General features: G+C 44.3%; 17 protein-coding genes and 2 pseudogenes. 16 read left to right on the forward strand and 3 right to left on the reverse strand.

Annotated elements, in window-relative coordinates:
- Positions 1 to 163 precede the first annotated feature (163 nt).
- The 5 genes and pseudogenes from DW904_RS14875 (at position 164) to DW904_RS14895 (ending at position 5,684) form a co-directional block, all read left to right on the forward strand.
- Positions 164 to 1,198, forward strand: coding sequence for a D-alanine--D-alanine ligase (locus DW904_RS14875; RefSeq protein WP_118582092.1), 1,035 nt, complete (start codon positions 164 to 166; stop codon positions 1,196 to 1,198).
- A gap of 42 nt (positions 1,199 to 1,240) precedes the next feature.
- Positions 1,241 to 2,608, forward strand: a complete 1,368-nt coding sequence (gene murF / locus DW904_RS14880; RefSeq protein WP_118582095.1) for a UDP-N-acetylmuramoyl-tripeptide--D-alanyl-D-alanine ligase — start codon at positions 1,241 to 1,243, stop codon at positions 2,606 to 2,608.
- Positions 2,609 to 3,040: 432 nt separating this feature from the next.
- On the forward strand, positions 3,041 to 3,679 hold the full coding sequence (locus tag DW904_RS14885) for a hypothetical protein (protein WP_118582098.1): 639 nt from the start codon (positions 3,041 to 3,043) through the stop codon (positions 3,677 to 3,679).
- Positions 3,680 to 4,024: 345 nt separating this feature from the next.
- A pseudogene (locus tag DW904_RS14890) lies at positions 4,025 to 4,938 on the forward strand (D-2-hydroxyacid dehydrogenase).
- 128 nt (positions 4,939 to 5,066) lie between these two features.
- The gene (locus DW904_RS14895) at positions 5,067 to 5,684 is read left to right on the forward strand and encodes a ribonuclease H family protein (protein ID WP_118582101.1); all 618 of its coding nucleotides are present in this window, start codon (positions 5,067 to 5,069) and stop codon (positions 5,682 to 5,684) included.
- Between the two features lie 86 nt (positions 5,685 to 5,770).
- On the opposite strand, the gene DW904_RS14900 is transcribed toward DW904_RS14895, so the two are convergent.
- Both DW904_RS14900 and DW904_RS14905 read right to left on the reverse strand, forming a co-directional pair.
- A complete protein-coding gene (locus DW904_RS14900; protein WP_118582104.1) occupies positions 5,771 to 6,595 on the reverse strand; it encodes a transglutaminase-like domain-containing protein in 825 nt (274 codons plus the stop codon).
- Complete coding sequence (locus tag DW904_RS14905) at positions 6,592 to 6,867, reverse strand: hypothetical protein (protein WP_118582107.1); 276 nt, start codon at positions 6,865 to 6,867, stop codon at positions 6,592 to 6,594. The genes DW904_RS14900 and DW904_RS14905 overlap by 4 nt, the downstream gene beginning before the upstream one ends.
- Positions 6,868 to 7,146: 279 nt before the next feature.
- Here DW904_RS14905 and DW904_RS14910 point away from each other — a divergent pair, with 279 nt between their 5' ends.
- Complete coding sequence (locus tag DW904_RS14910) at positions 7,147 to 9,405, forward strand: hydratase (RefSeq protein WP_202187735.1); 2,259 nt, start codon at positions 7,147 to 7,149, stop codon at positions 9,403 to 9,405.
- Between the two features lie 210 nt (positions 9,406 to 9,615).
- On the opposite strand, the pseudogene DW904_RS25780 reads toward DW904_RS14910, so the two are convergent.
- Positions 9,616 to 9,666, reverse strand: a pseudogene (locus tag DW904_RS25780) (hypothetical protein); the annotation flags it as partial.
- Positions 9,667 to 10,848: 1,182 nt separating this feature from the next.
- Here DW904_RS25780 and DW904_RS14915 point away from each other — a divergent pair.
- From DW904_RS14915 to atpG, 10 genes are all read left to right on the forward strand, one after another.
- On the forward strand, positions 10,849 to 11,580 hold the full coding sequence (locus DW904_RS14915; protein WP_118582110.1) for an RluA family pseudouridine synthase: 732 nt from the start codon (positions 10,849 to 10,851) through the stop codon (positions 11,578 to 11,580).
- A 140-nt stretch (positions 11,581 to 11,720) separates the two neighbouring features.
- Positions 11,721 to 12,821: a substrate-binding domain-containing protein gene (locus DW904_RS14920; protein WP_118582113.1), complete on the forward strand. Its 1,101-nt coding sequence runs from the start codon at positions 11,721 to 11,723 to the stop codon at positions 12,819 to 12,821.
- A 664-nt stretch (positions 12,822 to 13,485) separates the two neighbouring features.
- Positions 13,486 to 13,749: an AtpZ/AtpI family protein gene (locus DW904_RS14925; RefSeq protein WP_118582116.1), complete on the forward strand. Its 264-nt coding sequence runs from the start codon at positions 13,486 to 13,488 to the stop codon at positions 13,747 to 13,749.
- A gap of 86 nt (positions 13,750 to 13,835) precedes the next feature.
- Entirely contained in the window at positions 13,836 to 14,261 is a 426-nt protein-coding gene (locus DW904_RS14930; protein ID WP_118582119.1) for an ATP synthase subunit I, read from the forward strand.
- Between the two features lie 108 nt (positions 14,262 to 14,369).
- Positions 14,370 to 15,128 (forward strand): F0F1 ATP synthase subunit A, encoded by a 759-nt coding sequence (locus DW904_RS14935; RefSeq protein WP_118582122.1) that lies wholly within the window; start codon positions 14,370 to 14,372, stop codon positions 15,126 to 15,128.
- A 122-nt stretch (positions 15,129 to 15,250) separates the two neighbouring features.
- A complete protein-coding gene (gene atpE / locus DW904_RS14940) occupies positions 15,251 to 15,529 on the forward strand; it encodes an ATP synthase F0 subunit C (protein ID WP_179962564.1) in 279 nt (92 codons plus the stop codon).
- A gap of 143 nt (positions 15,530 to 15,672) precedes the next feature.
- Complete coding sequence (gene atpF / locus DW904_RS14945) at positions 15,673 to 16,176, forward strand: F0F1 ATP synthase subunit B (RefSeq protein ID WP_118582125.1); 504 nt, start codon at positions 15,673 to 15,675, stop codon at positions 16,174 to 16,176.
- A complete protein-coding gene (atpH, locus tag DW904_RS14950) occupies positions 16,173 to 16,712 on the forward strand; it encodes an ATP synthase F1 subunit delta (protein ID WP_118582128.1) in 540 nt (179 codons plus the stop codon). Before atpF ends, atpH begins: the two co-directional genes overlap by 4 nt.
- A gap of 15 nt (positions 16,713 to 16,727) precedes the next feature.
- Positions 16,728 to 18,257 carry a F0F1 ATP synthase subunit alpha gene (gene atpA, locus DW904_RS14955; protein ID WP_118582131.1) on the forward strand — a complete coding sequence of 510 codons (1,530 nt, stop codon included), beginning with the start codon at positions 16,728 to 16,730 and terminating at the stop codon, positions 18,255 to 18,257.
- Positions 18,258 to 18,279: 22 nt separating this feature from the next.
- Positions 18,280 to 19,134, forward strand: coding sequence for an ATP synthase F1 subunit gamma (atpG, locus tag DW904_RS14960; protein ID WP_118582134.1), 855 nt, complete (start codon positions 18,280 to 18,282; stop codon positions 19,132 to 19,134).
- The last annotated feature ends 30 nt before the right edge of the window (positions 19,135 to 19,164 follow it).

Below are 19,164 nucleotides of genomic sequence, written 5' to 3' on the forward strand. Positions count from 1 at the left end.
GGGAAAATTAGAGTCTATTTGAAAAATCATTTCCGCAATCTGCACGCCCCACGGAAATTCAGCGCGAAATCATGCGAATGCATGATTCCTGTGCATGGCAAAGCGTGTAACTGTGAAGGAACTGAACAGTTACGTTTACGAACAAAAAAGGAGATATAAGATTATGAAGATAGTAGTTTTGGCTGGAGGAACCAGTACGGAGAGAGAGATTTCCATTGTATCCGGTACCGGAATCTGCGGTGCACTGCGCCAGAAAGGTCATGAGGCAATACTTGTAGATATTTTCTGTGGAGTTGAGAATGTAGACTGGGAGAATCCTTTCCCGGCTGAATATGATGTGGAAAAAGCAGCAGAGTATATGAGCAGCTTCAATCCGCAGATCAAGGAGATGGAGAAAAAACGCAGAAGCTTTTTCGGACCAAATGTTCTGGAACTTTGTGAAAAATGTGACATTGTGTTCCTTGGACTTCACGGCGCAAATGGTGAGGATGGAAAGGTGCAGGCTACCTTTGACCTGCTGGGAATCTGTTACACAGGAACCGGTTATCTCAGCAGTGCCATGGCTATGGATAAGCGTATCACCAAGGAAGTTTTCCTGATGAACCATGTTCCTACCCCAGGCGGATTTACCATGACAAGAGACAATCTGGAGAAAGACATTGCTAAGCATGGACTGGAATTCCCGGTAGTTGTAAAAACAAGCTGCGGCGGTTCCAGCGTAGGTGTTTATATTGTAAATGATCAGAAAGAATACGAAGAGGCTCTTACAGATGCATGCCAGTATGGCGCGGATATTGTTGTGGAGGAGTATATCAAAGGCCGTGAATTTTCTGTTGCAGTTGTGGATGACAAGGCGTATCCGATCATCGAGATTGCTCCGATCCAGGGATTCTATGACTACAAGAACAAATATCAGGCTGGCTCTACTGTAGAGACCTGCCCGGCTGAGATTTCTCCGGAGCTCACAGCAAAAATGCAGGAGAATGCAGTGAAGGCAGCGAAAGCACTGGGACTTACTGGCTACAGCCGTCTGGATTTCATGATGAAAGAGAACGGAGATATGTACTGTCTGGAAGCAAATACCCTTCCGGGAATGACTCCTACCAGTCTGATTCCTCAGGAGGCGAAGGTACTGGGAATGGATTATCCGACGCTTTGCGAGGAACTGATCCGGATTTCTTTAAAGAAGTACGAATAATATACCGAATGTTTATATTAAATATAAAAAGGATTAAATAAAATGAAAAATCTTACCCTGGAAAACCTGACCAAGGTCTGCGACGGTGTTTATTTCGGACCGTCTGACAAGCTGGAGCAGGAGGTTTCCTCTATTACAACAGACAGCCGGAAAGCAGAAGCCGGAACCTTATTTGTTCCCATCGTAGGCGAACGTGTAGATGCCCATAAATTTATTCCCCAGGTGATGGAGGCAGGTGCGCTTGCTACCTTATCTGAGAGAATCCTGGAAAATGCTGATTTCCCATATATCAAGGTGGAATCTTCCCTTCAGGCTGTAAAGGACATTGCAGAATTTTATCTGCAGCAGCTTCAGATTCCGGTTGTTGGAATTACCGGAAGTGTGGGAAAAACAAGTACAAAAGAGGTAATTGCCTCTGTGCTGAAAGAGAAATACCGTACCCTGAAAACACAGGGAAACTTTAACAATGAGTTAGGTCTTCCTCTCACTGTTTTCCGTCTTCGTGACGAGGATGAGATCGCAGTTCTGGAAATGGGAATCAGCGATTTCGGCGAAATGACCCGTCTGGCAAAAATTGCAAGACCAGACACCTGTGTGATCACCAATATCGGTACCTGTCACCTGGAGAATCTTGGGGACAGAGACGGTGTACTGAAAGCAAAAACTGAGATTTTTAAATATCTGCAAAAAGACGGTCATATCGTGTTAAACGGTGATGACGATAAGCTTTGCACGGTAAAAGAGTACGAAGGAATCAAGCCTGTATTCTTCGGCATGGAAGCTGACAAGGATGTATATGCAGACGAGATTACAAGCAGAGGCTTAAAGGGAATGACCTGCCGTATTCATATAGGCGGAGAATCCTTTATGGCAGATATTCCGATGCCGGGAATCCATATGGTATACAATGCGCTGGCTGCTACAGCAGTAGGCCGCATTTATGGGCTGACACTGGAGCAGATCCGTCACGGAATTGAGACCCTGGAAGCCATCAGCGGCAGATTCCACATGATCGAGACAGATCGTTTCCTTATCGTAGACGATTGTTATAATGCCAACCCAATGTCCATGAAAGCATCACTGGATGTGCTGAAAGATGGTGCTGGCAGAAGAGTGGCAATCTTAGGCGACATGGGAGAGCTTGGAGAGAATGAAGTTCAGCTTCACGCAGAGGTAGGCGAGCATGCAGCCCAGTGTGGAATTGACGTATGCATCTGCACCGGTCCTCTTTCCGTGAACATTGCGAAGATGGCGAGAAAGAACCCGGAGCTTATCGTTATAGAAGAACCGGATCGTGACAGCCTTTTGTCCCATCTGTCTGATTATGTGCAGACTGGTGATACCATTTTGGTAAAGGCGTCTCACTTTATGCAGTTTGAGAAAGTGGTAGCTGCATTGCAGGAAATGTAGGGAAGATAATGTATTGCCCTTTAAGCAGACTCTGTAGATATAATCAGAATCTGTTTAAGGGGCATTTACATTTATTTCCGCGATATATTTGACTTATAGCGCGAAAAATCAATGCTATTCCGCAATATATCATACTTATTCCGCAATAAATCAAAAACTAATTGATATATTGCGGAAAGTCTTTATATAAGTGATCATAAAATAGGAAAATATGCAGAGAAACCACAGGATAAGCGGGATTCACCGAGAATTTGACGAACGATTTATGTTTCATACAGAACAGGACAGCGGTATAATGTTCGTAAAAGGTTACTGTTTATTGGCAATGTTCCGCCAGGTATTTTTTGAAATCAGGTTCATACAAAAAAAGAGAACTGCGGTGCAAAGATATTGAACAGTTTCCCAATTTGAAAGAAAGCATGGGAGGACATTATGCTGGAGAAAATTATGGATCTGCAGATATTGCTCTACAGTATGGCGGCCCTTGGGACCCTTGGAGCAATTGGAATGCTGACGACAAACCTCACCTACAGAAGAATGCTGAAAAGTACCGGAAGCAAAAACACAGGCACGAAAAACACCCAAGGAGCAGGCAGCAGTCAGCGGATCAGCCTGAAGGAAAAATGGCTGAGACTTTGGAAAACACGGGACAGGCTTCTTCACAGAATGAATCGGCTGGTGTGGTATCCGGCACTTTTGTCCACTGTGATTCTTGGCTGTGCCATCTATTTTTCCAAGACGTTAAGGATAGAAGAGGGACTTCCTCTGACTTATCTGTATGTGGGCGCCACTGTACCGGTGGTGTTATTGCTCTTACGTCAGGCGTTGGATTTTTCTTACAAAGAAGAGCTGGTGATGGATACGTTGGCAGATTATGTGGAGCAGATGAGAAGCTGGACAGAAGAGATTCCAGACGCGAAAAAAGCGGACCCTGTTTTACAGGAAGAAATCGTGGATAAGATTACCAGTAGCATCAAGCAGACAGCTGCTTCCGGAAGTCATTTCAGTAAGATGCTGACTCCTGAGGAAGAGAAGATTATGAGGGAAATTATCCGGGAATTTATGGCTTGACAATTACAGAATGGTAGATGAGGGCGCAGGCACTATCAGCCTTGCGCTCTTGTATTTTTGGGATTATTGTTTTCCCCATTTACAGCAACACGCTGCGCAAACTTAATTCTCGGGGGTTCTGTGAACTTTGTTCACAAAAAACACCTCGCAGAACATCACCAGTGAATAATAACAGGATAGTAACACTTATTGTACATTTTATAGTTTGGGATTGCATTTTCCCGGAGAAAACGGTATTTTATAAAACAGATGAGGAAACGCACGACTATATAAATGAGCACAGAAGAAAGCGAGGAGCACATTATGAAAATTGTAATTCTGGAAGCAGACAGCCTGGGACAGGATATGGTATTTACTCCATTTGAGGCACTGGGCGAAGTAGTAATATATCGAAGTACAACAGCAGATGAAATGGAAGAAAAGACAAAAGACGCAGATGTGATCGTGGCCAACAAGGTTCCAATCTGCGAGTCTACCATTGGAAAAGCACAGAACCTAAAGCTGGTCTGCCTGACCGCAACAGGCTTTAACAACCTGGATGGAGACTATCTGAAAAAGAGGGGAATTGCAGCTTACAATGTTGCCGGATACTCTACAAACGGAGTGGCACAGCATACCTTCGCTCTTCTTTTCTATATTCTGGAAAAACTGAATTATTACGACAATTACGTAAAATCCGGAGAATATGCAAGAGGAACCTGTTTCTCCCATTTCGGACAGAATTTCTTCGAGCTGGATGGAAAAACCTGGGGAATTATCGGTCTTGGCGCAATTGGAAACAGGGTGGCGCAGATTGCCAAGCATTTGGCTGCCATATTATCTGCTATTCCGCTTCCGGGAAGAAATACAATACAGAATATGAACAGGTAAGCCTGGATGAGCTTCTTTCCCGCTCTGATATTCTTTCCGTCCATGCACCGCTGAACGGGTACACGGAGAATCTGATGACACTGGAAAAATTCCGCAAGATGAAGAAATCCGCTATTTTCCTGAATCTTGCGCGAGGCGCCATTGTAAATGAGCCAGATTTGTATACAGCTCTTACCGAAGGCTCCATTGCAGGTGCAGGCCTTGATGTTCTTTGCAAAGAGCCAATGAATCCGGAGAATCCGCTTCTTAAGATCCAGGACAGCAATAAACTGATCATTACTCCGCATATTGCATGGGCTGCGAAAGAGACCAGATTCCGCGTAGTGGATGAAGTGGTGAAAAACATTCAGCGGTTCCAACGTGACGACAGGACAAACAGGGTATATTAAAGTTTCGGGCCAGGGATAGATTAGAGTGTGTTGTGGACATGCTCTAATCTATTATTGAAGATAAGAAACAGTTTCGTTATAATTAAAGAAAAAGTGTTTGAGAATGTCTGATACAGAAGGGAGACTACATGGCAAAGAAATACTATGCAGTAAGAACAGGCAGAAAAACAGGTGTATTTATGACCTGGGCAGAGTGTCAGAAACAGGTCACGGGATTTTCGGGAGCAGAATTTAAGAGCTTTCCCACTATGGAAGAGGCACAGGCATTTGCCGGTGTGAATGCAGAGGGCATCCCGGATACACTTCCCAGGGCAGAAAAACCTGCGTCAGACCAGGTGATTGCCTACGTAGATGGCAGTTACCGCTCTGACACCGGCGAATTTTCCTACGGAATGGTCATCCTGAAGGATGGAGAAGAGCACACATTCTGCGAAAAAATGACAGACAAAGAGCTGGCACTGATGCATAATGTAGCAGGAGAAATCAAAGGCTCCGAAGCGGCAATGCAGTATGCTGTGGATCATAATATTCCGGAAATTACCATTTACCATGATTATGAAGGCATTGCCAAATGGTGCACCGGTGCCTGGAAAGCTACCAAACCCGGAACAATTGCGTATCAGGCCTTTTACCGGGAAGCCATGAAGAAAGTAAAAGTCCATTTTGTAAAAGTAAAAGGACACTCCAACGACAAATACAACGATATGGCTGACCAGCTTGCCAAAAAAGCTCTCGGAATCCTGTAGCGGATCCGGGAGCTTTTGTAATCTGTGCGCCGCATATATTTTGTCTGAACTTAGTTACTGCAGCCAGTACAGCGAATATTAACTATTTATGAGATCTTATATTTCAAAACCGGGTAAAGTCCATAAGAGCCGTAAGTAGCACCGTAATACTTGCTGTAACTCTTTGCCTCTGCGAAAAGCGGGTCATAAACATACCCGTTGATCTCGCACCATGCGTGGGCATTGTTGTTGCTCTGCACAGCGTCGGCACATACATAAACATTCTTGTATCCGATTGCTTTGGCGAGGTAAGCAAATGCGCCAGCGTCAGAAACGCAGTCTCCGTTGTGATGGAGAAAATGGTCATTTGCAAAAGTAGCCGGCCAGTCCTTGCCGCCCTGGTCAAAATCACGCCAGATATTATAATAGCCCTTGATCACCCAGTTGAAGCATGTCTGAAGCTTCTGGGATTTGGACATGCTGGAATTGGTGATCTCTGCTGCAATCTGCTTGGAGCGGAGGTTGGCAATCTGAACCTGAGTCATTCTCTTTCCGCTGGCAGTATAGTAGGTAGAACCCTTTTTTCTGCCGATTACATGACTTTTATTGTCGATGTAGTAAGTAAATCCCCTGTAACCTTTATTAACAGTAGTATTTTTTAATAGGGTTCCCTTGGCACTGAAATAGAAATAATTCTTGCCAATCTTCTGGAAACCGGTGAGGCGTTTTCCTTTTCGATAGTATCTTCTGATTCCGGATTTGGTCTTCACCCAGCCTTTTTTCTGTGGCTTTTTGGGTGTCGGAGTAGGGGTGGCAATAACAGTTTCCGTTACCTGAGAAGGTGCAGCTTCAGCTGCGTTTGCAGTTACCGGAGTAAGGGCAAGTACTGCGCTGGTGAGAACCAGCATAAACATTTTTGTCTTTTTCATCATTCTCCTCCATCTTCCTCTATTACCTGTATTTCCAGGTAATCAAAGTCAATCTGTTCAATAAAATTATCCTGATAAAAACGTGTTTTACTGTGCTTCTTAAAATCCCGCACCGTAGTATCCAGCCAGATTGGATTACCAAGATCCAGCTCATAACAGATCTGCTCCAGACAGTGAAAAACCTTGTGCGTTCTGGTCTCCTGGCGGTCATCACAGATCACGGTATCCTTCAGCATATGGTTATCTTTCCAGATTCGTCCCCAAAGGCGAAACATCTTAGAACACCTCCCATTATTTCAGTGTTGGTAGATTCTACCTTATCACTGATTTGAAAAAGTTGCAACAGAAATGTGGAGCAAAATTACAGACCATTTTTTGCAGAAAAAGCTTTTTAGCACGCTAAAGTGTTTTTGCTTGACCCTTTCGGAGAAATCTACTATAATTAACGATAATGTTGCTGCTGTTCACAAAAAATACCTCTCAGAATGTTGCTGGTGAACAGCTGCATAATATTTGTTACTTATAAATCTCTCAAGATGAGGAGGAGCTTTATTATGAAATTATATGATACTGGCGTGTATCTGCAGAATGGAAAGGAAATCATTCCGGCAGCTGAAGCCCAGCTTCCTGTTTCCAGAGAAGATGCAGCAAGAAATACCATTGCCTATTCTATTTTAAAAGCCCATAATACTTCCGGTAATATGGACAAGCTTCAGATTAAATTTGATAAACTGACATCCCATGATATTACTTTTGTAGGAATTATCCAGACTGCACGTGCTTCCGGACTGGAGCGTTTTCCGGTACCGTATGTTCTGACCAACTGTCACAACTCCCTCTGTGCAGTTGGCGGTACTATTAATGAGGATGACCATATGTTTGGTCTTACCTGTGCGAAAAAATACGGCGGTGTCTATGTTCCGCCACATCAGGCAGTTATCCATCAGTTTGCCCGCGAAATGCTTGCTGAGTGCGGCAAGATGATTCTTGGCTCAGACAGCCATACCCGTTATGGCGCTCTTGGTACCATGGCTATGGGAGAGGGCGGACCGGAGCTTGTGAAGCAGCTTCTTTCCCAGACATATGATATCAATATGCCAGGAGTTGTTGCTATTTATCTGAAAGGAAGTCCCCGTCCGGGCGTAGGACCGCAGGACGTTGCTCTTGCTATCATTGGTAAAGTATTTGCAAATGGTTATGTGAAGAATAAAGTAATGGAGTTCGTAGGTCCTGGCGTAGCTAATTTAAGTGCTGATTTCCGTATTGGAATCGATGTTATGACTACTGAGACCACCTGCCTTTCCTCCATCTGGCAGACAGATGAGAAGATTCAGGAGTTTTACGAGATCCATGGAAGAGCCCAGAGCTATAAAGAGCTGAAACCGGGAGATGTGGCTTACTATGACGGCTGTGTGGAGATTGACCTTGGCGAGATCAAGCCAATGATCGCTATGCCGTTCCATCCAAGCAATACTTATACAATTGATGAACTGAATGCAAATCTGGATGACATCCTTGCCGATGTTGAGAAAAAAGCTCTGGTAAGTCTGGACGGCAAGGTTCCTTATACTCTCCGTAATAAGGTTGTAGACGGAAAGCTTTATGTTGACCAGGGAATTATTGCAGGATGTGCAGGCGGTGGATTTGAGAACATCTGTGCTGCAGCGGATATTCTCCGCGGAACCAGCATCGGTGCAGATGCCTTTACTTTAAGCGTATATCCGGCAAGTACTCCGATTTATATGGAACTGGCTAAGAATGGAGTTCTGGCAGATCTTCTTGAGACAGGTGCTGTTGTGAAAACTGCATTCTGCGGTCCATGCTTCGGTGCTGGAGATACTCCGGCAAACAATGCTTTCAGTATCCGCCATACCACCAGAAACTTCCCGAACCGTGAAGGCTCCAAGATCCAGAATGGTCAGATTTCTTCTGTTGCACTTATGGATGCCCGTTCTATCGCTGCTACAGCTGCAAACAAGGGATTCCTTACCTCTGCTGAGAATTTCACAGGAGAGTACAGAGGACAGAAATATTTCTTTGATAAAACGATTTACGATAACCGTGTATTTGACAGCAAGGGCGTGGCTGATCCGTCTGTTGAGATCCAGTTTGGACCGAACATCAAAGACTGGCCGAAGATGCCGGCACTTGCAGAGAATCTGGTTCTGAAGGTTGTTTCCGAAATTCACGATCCGGTAACTACTACCGACGAGCTGATCCCGTCCGGTGAGACTTCCTCCTACCGTTCCAATCCTCTTGGACTGGCTGAGTTTACTCTTTCCAGAAAGGATCCGGCTTATGTTGGACGGGCAAAAGAGGTTCAGAAAGCAGAGCATGCCATTGAGAACGGCGAATGTCCGCTGGATGCACTGCCAGAGCTGAAGCCGGTTATGGAAGCGGTGAACAAAGAGTATCCGGAAGCTGGCAAAGGCAATCTTGGCGTTGGAAGTACTATTTTCGCAGTGAAGCCCGGAGATGGTTCTGCCCGTGAGCAGGCTGCTTCCTGTCAGAAAGTACTTGGCGGGTGGGCAAACATTGCCAACGAATACGCTACCAAACGTTACCGTTCCAACCTGATTAACTGGGGAATGCTCCCGTTCCTGATCCCGGCCGGTGATCTTCCGTTTGTAAACGGTGATTACCTGTTCTTCCCGGAAATCCGCAAGGCAGTGGAAGAGAAAACCGACAGCATTACCGGTTATGTGGTAAAAGAGAGCGGACTGGTTCCGTTTACCGTAACACTTGGAGAGCTGACAGATGATGAGCGGGAAATCATCCTGAAAGGCTGTCTGATCAATTACAATAGAAAATAAAATGTTATGAGGCAGGTCATTCTTTTTGAGAGCGACCTGCCTTTTTATCAGAATTCCCTGTTACATAAAAAGTTCTACATGGTATGATCACACTGCAATGAAAAGGCAAATATCGCTCAATGTGTTTCTACATAGGCTAGAACGTGTTTAAAAAAGCATTTTCGCAATCTGCACGTCCCACTTTGCGGTATATTTTTCCCGAATTCGGTTGTCGTAGCCCGCTATGATACCCTCAACCGGACAAAATCTCCCACAAATCATGACGTATATCTTGCAGAAAGCCTTTTTTAAACACCTATTTAGACTTTTGCAAAAAGGAGCCTTTCTTGTTATATAAACAAATATTCTGAATAATTACAATAATTAGTAAAAAACACAGAAATACAACGCGAAGCGCCAAAATAAAACAGAAATAAAACAAAAAATACACGAAAAAGTATTGACAAATAAGACAGGAGATGGTAATATAAGCTCATCAAAAGAAAAGAAAAACAACTTCATAAAGAAAGGAGCTTAGTGATTCCAATGGGAACATAAAATCTTTCTAATCAATATAAGAGAGACAGGAATCGCATTTCCTGCAAGAAGACCTGATACGAGAACCGTGTAAATAGAAAATAAAGTATCACTTGATTCAGCTGATACTTATAAACGTATCCAAGGTAAATAGAAGCGATTACTTATATTGAATAACTGTCCACCACTAATACAAAGATCTGGAACTTGTGTAAAGAAACATTTCTCCAGAGGATATAACCCCTTATCACAGATAAGCAGGATATCTTGAGATTCTTATTGAACCTTTAGAATATGAATCGAAACTTTGCATTAGAAGAATATCATAATTGATATTCCAGTCAGAAATAGATCAGGAACTTCCGCTCAAACTTTTTTGTATAATACATATAAGAGAGCATATGAACCAGTAAGTGGTTTTGGATTTAACCGAATTAAGTTTGAAATTGTTTATGATAATGATTCAGAGCCTGAGAAGTATATCCGATATTTCTGCAGAAGAAATTATAAAACGTGAATTATAATTTCAATCTATCAAACTTCTAAATAAACCGAATGATAAACATCATATCGTTTATGAGCAGGAAATAAGATAAGATATTTTAAATAAAAACTTAAAACTGAATATAGAACAACTGAATAAAGACCACGTAAATATTAAATTGTAAATCAATTTGAAAAACGAGGAAAAGACCATTGAATACTGAAGAATTTTAGGACGGTCATCATTTGAAATATAAGTAAAATGATGACCGTCCTTTTCCATGCTGTGAGAGACAAAAAAGCGGGATGATGTATTGGATACGAAGTGAACAGGAACCGATATGCAGCATAAAGCATACCGGAATAGAAAGTGTGAGCTTGTAAATCAGGCTTTAATCCGCTATAATGAGCGGAGAAAATTGGAAACTATGAGGGAAGCAGACGATGTTTAGTGGGAAAATAGAGGACTACATTCTTTTCGAAGATAAAGAAATTATAGTTTGCCGTAAGCCAGCGGGAATTGCGGTACAGAATGCAAGAATCGGTGCCATGGATCTGGAGAGCAGCCTGAAAAATTATCTGGCAATGCAAGACGGTGGTGGGAGAAGGATTCCATATCTGGCAGTAATCCACAGGCTGGATCAGCCGGTAGAAGGTATTCTTGTATTTGGGAAGACACCTGAGGCTGCGAAATCGTTAAGTGCACAGATTACAGCTGGAAAGATGGAAAAAATTTATCTGGCAGTAACATATGGAAAGCAGGCCGAGGCTGGGAAAAAAGAAAAAGTTCTGGAGGATTATCTGAAAAAAGATGGAAAATCCAATACTTCTTCCGTGGTAAATGCGCACACTCCTGGTGCGAAGAAAGCCAGACTTTCCTATGAGGTTCTCGGTGAAGCTGTGGATGCAATTTCCGGAAAGAAAAAATGGCTGCTTCGAATTCATCTGGATACAGGCCGTCATCACCAGATCCGGGTTCAGATGGCTCATGCAGGAATGCCTTTGGCTGGTGACCGGAAATATGGTGCCGGAACGAATGTGACCATCGGGGCAGGCAGCCTGGCTCTGTGCGCTGCAAGCCTCACCTTTTTCCATCCGATAACCGGAAAGGTGATGAAATTCGTGACAAATCCGGAAGGGGCGGAATTTAAGGGGATTTCTATCCCGCAAATGTGAAAAAAACATAAAAACTATAGACGTGGAACCGAAATTGTGTATAATGTAAAAGCAAGATTAAACAAAGATGAAGACTGCGAAAAATAGTTATAAAAAGTTTCTATGAAAAACTTTAAACATTCAGATGAGGAGTGAATAAAATGAAAAAAGTAGCAGTGATACCTGCTGTTGTTCTGGCTGCATTATGCACCTTCACAGGCTGTAAGAAAGAAGAAGTGGAGAAAGTGATCGCGCCACTGGTTTCTGACGGGCAGACTACGGAATCCACAGAAGAAGCCCAGGAAGAAAAGGATCCTCTTATTCCTGAAATTGATACATCTGTAGAACTCCAGGCAGGATCCCGGGTGGCAGTTGTAAGCAAGAGTACAAGCGGAGAGTTCTGGGGACTGGTTAAGAAAGGAATGGAGCAGGCAATTGCCGATGTAAACGAGGCATATGGCTTCAAGAAAGAAGATCAGGTGACCATGACCTTTGAAGGCGCCAGCGATGAGAAAGATGTGGAGAGCCAGGTAAATACCATAGATGCGGTAATTGCAGAGAATCCGGATGTACTTTGTGTTTCTGCCAGCGATATGGATTCCCTTCAGGCGCAGCTGGAAGCTGCCAAGGAGAATGGAATCCCGGTTGTGGCATTTGACTCTGGTGTTACAGACAGCAAGATGGTCCGTGCATTTCGTGGTACGGATAATACCAGGGTGGGCGAAATCGCTGCGTATAGATTAGCCACAGCCATCGGAAAAATGGGTAAGGTTGCAGTCTTTTCTGCGCAGGAAAAGACGCAGAGCATTCAGGAACGTGTAAGCGGTTTTACCAATTATATCACCAATTATCCGGATATTGAAGTTGTGGAGATTGTTTATCAGGATCAGGTAGATGATATGACAGCTGCCATGCAGGAGGTTCTTGACAAATATCCGCAGCTGGACGGTGTTTTCTGCGATAATGCAGATATTGCCGATCTGTATCTGGACATGAAAAAGGATGAGACAAAGGATTCCATTGTGATGGTTGGTGTGGATGCCACAGCGAAACAACAGGAGGCTATCCGGAATGGTAAAGAGGTCGGTGTGGTTTCCCAGCAGCCTTACGCGATGGGATATCAGACCATCTGGACAGCACTTTTGACTACAGCACCAAAGAAGAGTGTGGAAATCAAGCGGAATGTGCGTATCGACCCGGCATGGATTGATTCCTCAAACATTGATGATCCTACATACAGTTCTTATTTGTATGCAAATTGAAATAGCTTTCATAAGAGGCACGTCATAATTTTCAGGAATGATTTCACAAACACGCTCTACGAATTTGGGCAAAATATGTCGCAAAGCGGGGCGTGCAGATTGCGAGAATGATTTTATAAATACGCTCTAAAATAAGATAGTGCGGTTCATAAGAAACTATGAAAGAGAAACTGCTTTGTACAGCATGAATTTACCAGGAATGGGAATGCTGATACAAGGCAGTTTTTTGCATATCAAAGGATATTGCAGCCAGAGCCTGTTTCAAACACATTCTAGTACATCGAAAATTAAGTTTCTGCTATATTGACGCAGGATGATTTCTTCATATGCAAGGCGGAGGAAGGAGGCGTAGCGGTGGCTACGGCGACCGACGACAACGCAGCAGATGAAAAATCAGACAAGTCAATATGGCGGTTACTTAATATTCAATGTACTAGACAATACTACCTGCCGTGTCTGAATTTTAGTCAATGTTTAACGATTGTATAACGACAAAATAACAAGAATTTGTTAGCATGTAATTACTTTTTGAAGTGTGAAAAAATTGACGATATGCAATAAAATGGAAGTCAATTTTTAAATAATGTGCACAATAGAAGTTGCTATCCATACTGAATTGTGTTAAAATCTGTCTATAAAATGAGACTTGAGACAGGAGGCTTTTATGAAAAAATGGGGAGATATTATCAAGAATATGACTTTGCTTAGTCAATTTAGCTTATCCTTTATCACTCCTCTGCTTCTGTGCCTGCTGATCTGCTGGTGGATGAGTACCAGCCTGGGAATAGGAGAATGGATTTTTATTCCTGGCTTTTTTTTCGGACTGGGAGGCTCCTTTACAGTAGCCTATAAGCTTTACCTGTCCGTAACCGGACATCAGAAGAAAGAGAAAAAGAAGAATAAAGTTTCATTTAACAGACATCATTAGAGTGTGTTTGAGGAATCATTCCTGCAAAGTGTGACGTACATTTTGCAGAAAACCTTTTTCAAACACGTTTCAGAAGGGAGATTTGTATGAGCAAAATGTTTGCAGATGTGCAGCCGGCAGTGAGGAAAGAGACGAAGAAGGTGGCGATTGGTACATTTGTATGCGTAGTCCTGATGTGGGCTGTATTTGGAATCGGACATCTGGCAGTGCCGGAGCAGATTCCGTTTGATTATACAGTGCTTCTCGCCGGATTTATTGGCGGGATGGTGGCAGTACTGAACTTTTTCCTTATGGGACTGACCGTTCAGAAGATAGTTTCCATGGAGGACGATAAACAGGCTGCAGCGAAGATGAAGGCCAGCTATAGTCAGAGAATGATGCTTCAGCTTATCTGGGGCGTTCTGGCGATTGCGGTTCCCTGTTTTCAGTTTGTAGCCGGAATCTTACCATTGCTTTTTCCAAACATTGTGATCAAGACAGTTGGAATCATTGGGGGGAGGAAGGCCGCATAATGATATATACAATTTTATGTAACTATTCAGCAGGTACTGCTCCGCGAAGTGTGTGACAGATGTGGTACGGAACAGTTACAAATTTATAATGACAGGAGGTGAGAGTACATGGATATCGAAATAACCGGTGGCAGGATATTCTATACGTTTCCGTTCGAGATTCCCATCCTGGGGAAATTCCAGATAACGGAGACTCTGGTTGTAAGCTGGCTGGTTATGCTGTTGATCACAGGACTTTGTATCTGGCTGACACATGATCTGAAAGTGGAGAAAATATCCAGGAGACAGGCTGTGGCTGAACTTCTGGTGGAGACAGCAAATAAGTTCGTCATCGGAAATATGGGTGAGAAATTCAGCTATATGATTCCTTTTGTGGCGGCGCTTTTTGCCACCAGTGTGGTATCCAACCTGATCAGCCTTGTAGGACTGCGAAGCCCTACAGCAGATCTTTCCACAGAAGCTGCATGGGCAGTTGTTGTATTTACCATGATCACGGCACAGAAGATCAAGACAAATGGTTTCGGTGGATATATGAAGGGATTTACAACTCCGATCCCTATTATGACACCATTTAATATTCTTTCTGAGATCGCCACACCGATCAGTATGGCGTGCCGTCATTTTGGAAATATTCTTTCCGGTGTAGTTATCAATGGTTTGATCTATGCAGCGCTGGCGCTGGCAAGCTCCAAACTGTTTGGATTGATTCCGGGTATTGTGGGAGATGTTTTGTCGAAGATCCCATTCCTGGACGTTGGTATTCCGGCAATTATGTCAGTTTATTTTGACTGGTTTTCCGGAATCATGCAGGCATTTATTTTCTGTATGCTGACTGTAATGTATATCGCGAATGCAGCAGAAGAGTAGCGTAAAGAAGGCGGATGTTCACGAAGTGGGCAGAAAATCGGAAAATGCAGAAAATATTTTGCAGTTTCCGGATGAATTGAATTTCTAACAAGAGAAATCATAAATAACAGGAGGATTTGATTATGGATTTTACAGTATTGGCAAAAGGTATCGCACTGGCTGGTTGTGCAATTGGTGCTGGTCTTGCACTGATCGCAGGTATCGGACCTGGTATTGGAGAAGGTAACGCAGTTGCAAAAGCTCTGGAAGCAATCGGACGTCAGCCAGAGTGTAAAGGTGATGTAACCTCTACCATGCTTCTTGGTTGTGCGATCGCAGAGACTACAGGTATTTACGGTTTCGTAACCGGTCTGCTTCTGATCTTTGTTGCACCTGGTACCTTCATGAAGTTCCTTGGATAATTAAGGACAAGTATCACAGGCGTTACCATTCACAGACCGCTGTTATGGAAGCTCCATAGAGACGGCACCAAAGCAGCTGGTTTCTATACTGGTAAGATACTGGAACGGTATGAATGGTAGCAGTTACAACAGGAGGTTAGAACATGCAGGTACAGGAACTTGTAGGAATTGTGCCGTGGACGTTTATCGCACAGATCTGCAATCTTTTTCTTCAAATGTATCTGATAAAAAGATTTTTGTTTAAGCCTGTCAATGAAATGCTTCAGAAGAGAAGAGCAATGGCAGATGCCGAAATCCAGGATGCTACAAAGGCGAAGGAAGAAGCTCTTGCCATGAAGACAGAGTATGAACAGAATATGCAGCAGGCCAAAGCAAAGGCCAGCGATATTGTCACAGAGGCACAGAGGACAGCTTCCCTCCAGAGTGAGGAGATCCTGAAAAGTGCAGCCCAGGAAGCCCGTGCTATGAAAGAGAAGGCTGAGAGCGACATTGCACAGGAGAAACGCAAAGCTGTCAATGAAGTGAAGAATGAGATCGGCGGCATGGCAATGGAGATTGCCGGCAAGGTGATCGAGCGTGAGATCAAAGAAGAGGATCACGCGAAACTGATCGACGAGTTTATTTCGAATGTAGGTGAGGCATCATGACGCAGATTGCCAGATTATATGGCAGCAGCATGTATGATCTTGCTGCTGAAGAACAGCTTACCGACACTGTGCTGGAGCAGATGCAGACAATCCGGCAGCTTTTCCGGGAGAATCCCGATTATGTGAAATTGTTGTCAGAGCCTTCAATCCCGAAGGAAGAGAGGACAAAACTTCTTGATACTGCATTTGGAACAGAAGCAGAACGGTATCTGGTGAATTTTCTGAAACTGCTGTGTGAGCGCGGAATCCTGGGAGAGTATTCCGGATGCTGTGAGGAATTTACACGGCGGTACAATGTGGACCATAACATTGCCACTGCAGTGGTGACCAGCGCGGTTGCACTGACAGATGAGCAGATGGCAGCGCTTAAGGACAAGCTGGAGAAGATAAGCGGTAAGACCGTTACCCTGACCCAGAAGACAGATCCTACAGTGCTTGCAGGTCTTAAAGTGGAACTGGAGGGCAGACAGCTGGACGGTACAGTAAAGAGCCGTCTGGATGATCTTTCCAGGAAATTAAACGAGCTTATAGTATAAGGATGGATAGAGAAAATGCAGCTTAAACCTGAAGAAATTTCAAAAGTCATCCGCAGTCAGATCAAATACTACGATAACGCTATCAAACAGAATGAGACCGGTACGGTTCTTATGGTTGGTGATGGTATTGCAAGAGCCAGCGGTCTTATCAACTGTATGGCAGGAGAGCTTCTTGAGTTTGAGGACGGAAGCTTCGGAATGGCGCAGAACCTGGAAGAAAACAGTGTTTCTATCGTTTTATTTGGGGATGATTCCGGTATTGGCGAAGGTCAGACCGTAAAGCGCACCGGAAAGGTGGTATCCGTTCCGGTTGGTGAGGCTATGATCGGGCGAGTTGTAAATGCCCTTGGACAGCCTATTGACGGTGCAGGACCTGTAGTGACAAGTGAATACAGGGCGATTGAGAGCCCGGCACCAGGTATCTGCGAGAGACAGGGGGTTAACCAGCCTCTGCAGACCGGTATTAAGGCAATTGACTCCATGGTTCCCATTGGAAGAGGTCAGCGTGAGCTGATCATCGGTGACCGTCAGACTGGTAAGACCACTCTGGCAGCAGATACTATTATCAATCAGAAGGGGAAGGACGTGATCTGTATCTATGTTGCAATTGGTCAGAAGCGTTCCACCGTATCTTCCCTGGTTGAGACTCTTACAAGAAATGGCGCTATGGATTATACCATCGTTGTAGCGGCTACTGCTTCAGAAGCCAGCCCGCTGCAGTACATTGCACCGTATTCCGGATGTGCAATGGGTGAATATTTTATGTATAAGGGAAAAGATGTGCTTATCATTTACGATGATTTAAGTAAGCATGCAGTTGCCTACCGTGCACTTTCCCTGCTGATCCGTCGTCCACCGGGACGTGAGGCATATCCTGGAGATGTTTTTTATCTCCATTCCAGACTTCTGGAGCGTGCCGCAAGACTGGACGAGGCACACGGCGGTGGTTCCCTGACTGCTCTTCCTATTATCGAGACACAGGCAGGAGACGTTTCCGCGTATATTCCGACGAATGTTATTTCCATCACAGACGGACAGATCTTCCTGGAGACAGAGCTGTTCCATTCCGGTGTTATGCCGGCTGTAAACCCTGGTATTTCCGTATCACGAGTTGGTGGAAATGCACAGATCAAGGCAATGAAGAAGGTTGCCGGTACTTTGAAGCTGATTTATTCCCAGTATCGAGAGCTGCAGAGCTTTGCACAGTTCGGTTCAGATCTGGATGCTGATACAAAAGCCAGACTGGAGCAGGGAGCCCGTATTGTGGAGGTTCTGAAGCAGAACCAGAATGCGCCGGTTCCAGTTGAGAAGCAGGTAGCTATCCTTTATGCAGTAACCAAGGGAATCCTTTCCAGGGTTGCTACAGAGGATGTAAGAACCTATGAAGCTGGTCTTTATACCTGGATTGACAGTGATGCACAGGGTGCTGCTGCAATGCAGGAAATCCGTTCCACAGGTGCATTATCTGCGGAGACAGAAGAGAAGCTGAAGGGCGCATTGGAACAGTATACTGAGAATTTTGTAAATACAAGACCTGAGAAATAAATTGTGACAAGGAGGACTTTTTATGGCTGCAAACATGAAAGCGGTAAAGCTGCGGATCAAAAGTGTGCAGAGCACTATGCAGATTACCAAGGCAATGGAGCTTGTAGCATCCTCCAAACTGCGTAAAGCAAAAGAAAGGGCGGAAGTCTGCCGGCCCTATTTTGAGACTATGCATCAGACTCTGGTGGATATTGCACAGGGGAATACAGATTTTTCTTCTGTATATGCCAGAGAATCCGGGAATGAGAAGTGCTGCTATGTACTGATCGCCGGAGACCGTGGTCTGGCTGGCGGATATAACACCAACTTGTTTAAATGTCTGGAAGCAGCCTCTGTGAATCAGGATTTCCTGGTTCTTCCCATTGGGAAAAAGGCTGTGGAGTATTCGAAGCGAAATGGATTTGCCTGTGTTACAGAAAGCTTTGGCGAAATTGCCGATGTTTCTGTTGCAGACTGCTTTGAGATGGCGAATCTGCTCTGCGGGGAATTTAAGAAGGGAGAATTTGGACACATTGATCTTTGTTATACAAAGTTTGTTTCCATGCTTTCCCAGCAGCCATCAGCGATTCCGGTGCTGCCTCTGAAGGACCTGACAGATAAACAGGATACAAAGAGCATCCGGAATCTGATTCTGTATGAGCCGGATGCGTCGGAAGTATTTGATGCCATTGTTCCGGAGTATCTGGCCGGTTTGATCTATGGCGCGGTTTGTGAGAGTGTTGCCAGTGAGCTGGCTGCAAGACGTACCGCCATGGAGGCTGCGACCAACAATGCCGAGGAAATGATCGAGAAGCTGAATCTGCATTACAACCGGGCACGTCAGGCAAGCATCACGCAGGAGATCACAGAGATTGTTGGAGGTGCGGAGGGTGTATGACCCATCGCATAGTATGTTATAAGGAGACTG

Origin of the sequence: Ruminococcus sp. AM42-11, assembly GCF_003480145.1 — a bacterium.
GTDB classification, from domain to species: Bacteria; Bacillota; Clostridia; order Lachnospirales; family Lachnospiraceae; genus Blautia_A; species Blautia_A faecis.

Excerpts from the sequence above, each read along its gene's own strand:
- DW904_RS14875 (WP_118582092.1), top strand. The coding sequence starts at position 164 with ATGAAGATAGTAGTTTTGGCTGGAGGAACCAGTACGGAGAGAGAGATT.
- murF (WP_118582095.1), top strand. The coding sequence starts at position 1,241 with ATGAAAAATCTTACCCTGGAAAACCTGACCAAGGTCTGCGACGGTGTT.
- DW904_RS14885 (WP_118582098.1), top strand. The coding sequence starts at position 3,041 with ATGCTGGAGAAAATTATGGATCTGCAGATATTGCTCTACAGTATGGCG.
- DW904_RS14895 (WP_118582101.1), top strand. The coding sequence starts at position 5,067 with ATGGCAAAGAAATACTATGCAGTAAGAACAGGCAGAAAAACAGGTGTA.
- DW904_RS14900 (WP_118582104.1), bottom strand. The coding sequence starts at position 6,595 with ATGATGAAAAAGACAAAAATGTTTATGCTGGTTCTCACCAGCGCAGTA.
- DW904_RS14905 (WP_118582107.1), bottom strand. The coding sequence starts at position 6,867 with ATGTTTCGCCTTTGGGGACGAATCTGGAAAGATAACCATATGCTGAAG.
- DW904_RS14910 (WP_202187735.1), top strand. The coding sequence starts at position 7,147 with ATGAAATTATATGATACTGGCGTGTATCTGCAGAATGGAAAGGAAATC.
- DW904_RS14915 (WP_118582110.1), top strand. The coding sequence starts at position 10,849 with ATGTTTAGTGGGAAAATAGAGGACTACATTCTTTTCGAAGATAAAGAA.
- DW904_RS14920 (WP_118582113.1), top strand. The coding sequence starts at position 11,721 with ATGAAAAAAGTAGCAGTGATACCTGCTGTTGTTCTGGCTGCATTATGC.
- DW904_RS14925 (WP_118582116.1), top strand. The coding sequence starts at position 13,486 with ATGAAAAAATGGGGAGATATTATCAAGAATATGACTTTGCTTAGTCAA.
- DW904_RS14930 (WP_118582119.1), top strand. The coding sequence starts at position 13,836 with ATGAGCAAAATGTTTGCAGATGTGCAGCCGGCAGTGAGGAAAGAGACG.
- DW904_RS14935 (WP_118582122.1), top strand. The coding sequence starts at position 14,370 with ATGGATATCGAAATAACCGGTGGCAGGATATTCTATACGTTTCCGTTC.
- atpE (WP_179962564.1), top strand. The coding sequence starts at position 15,251 with ATGGATTTTACAGTATTGGCAAAAGGTATCGCACTGGCTGGTTGTGCA.
- atpF (WP_118582125.1), top strand. The coding sequence starts at position 15,673 with ATGCAGGTACAGGAACTTGTAGGAATTGTGCCGTGGACGTTTATCGCA.
- atpH (WP_118582128.1), top strand. The coding sequence starts at position 16,173 with ATGACGCAGATTGCCAGATTATATGGCAGCAGCATGTATGATCTTGCT.
- atpA (WP_118582131.1), top strand. The coding sequence starts at position 16,728 with ATGCAGCTTAAACCTGAAGAAATTTCAAAAGTCATCCGCAGTCAGATC.
- atpG (WP_118582134.1), top strand. The coding sequence starts at position 18,280 with ATGGCTGCAAACATGAAAGCGGTAAAGCTGCGGATCAAAAGTGTGCAG.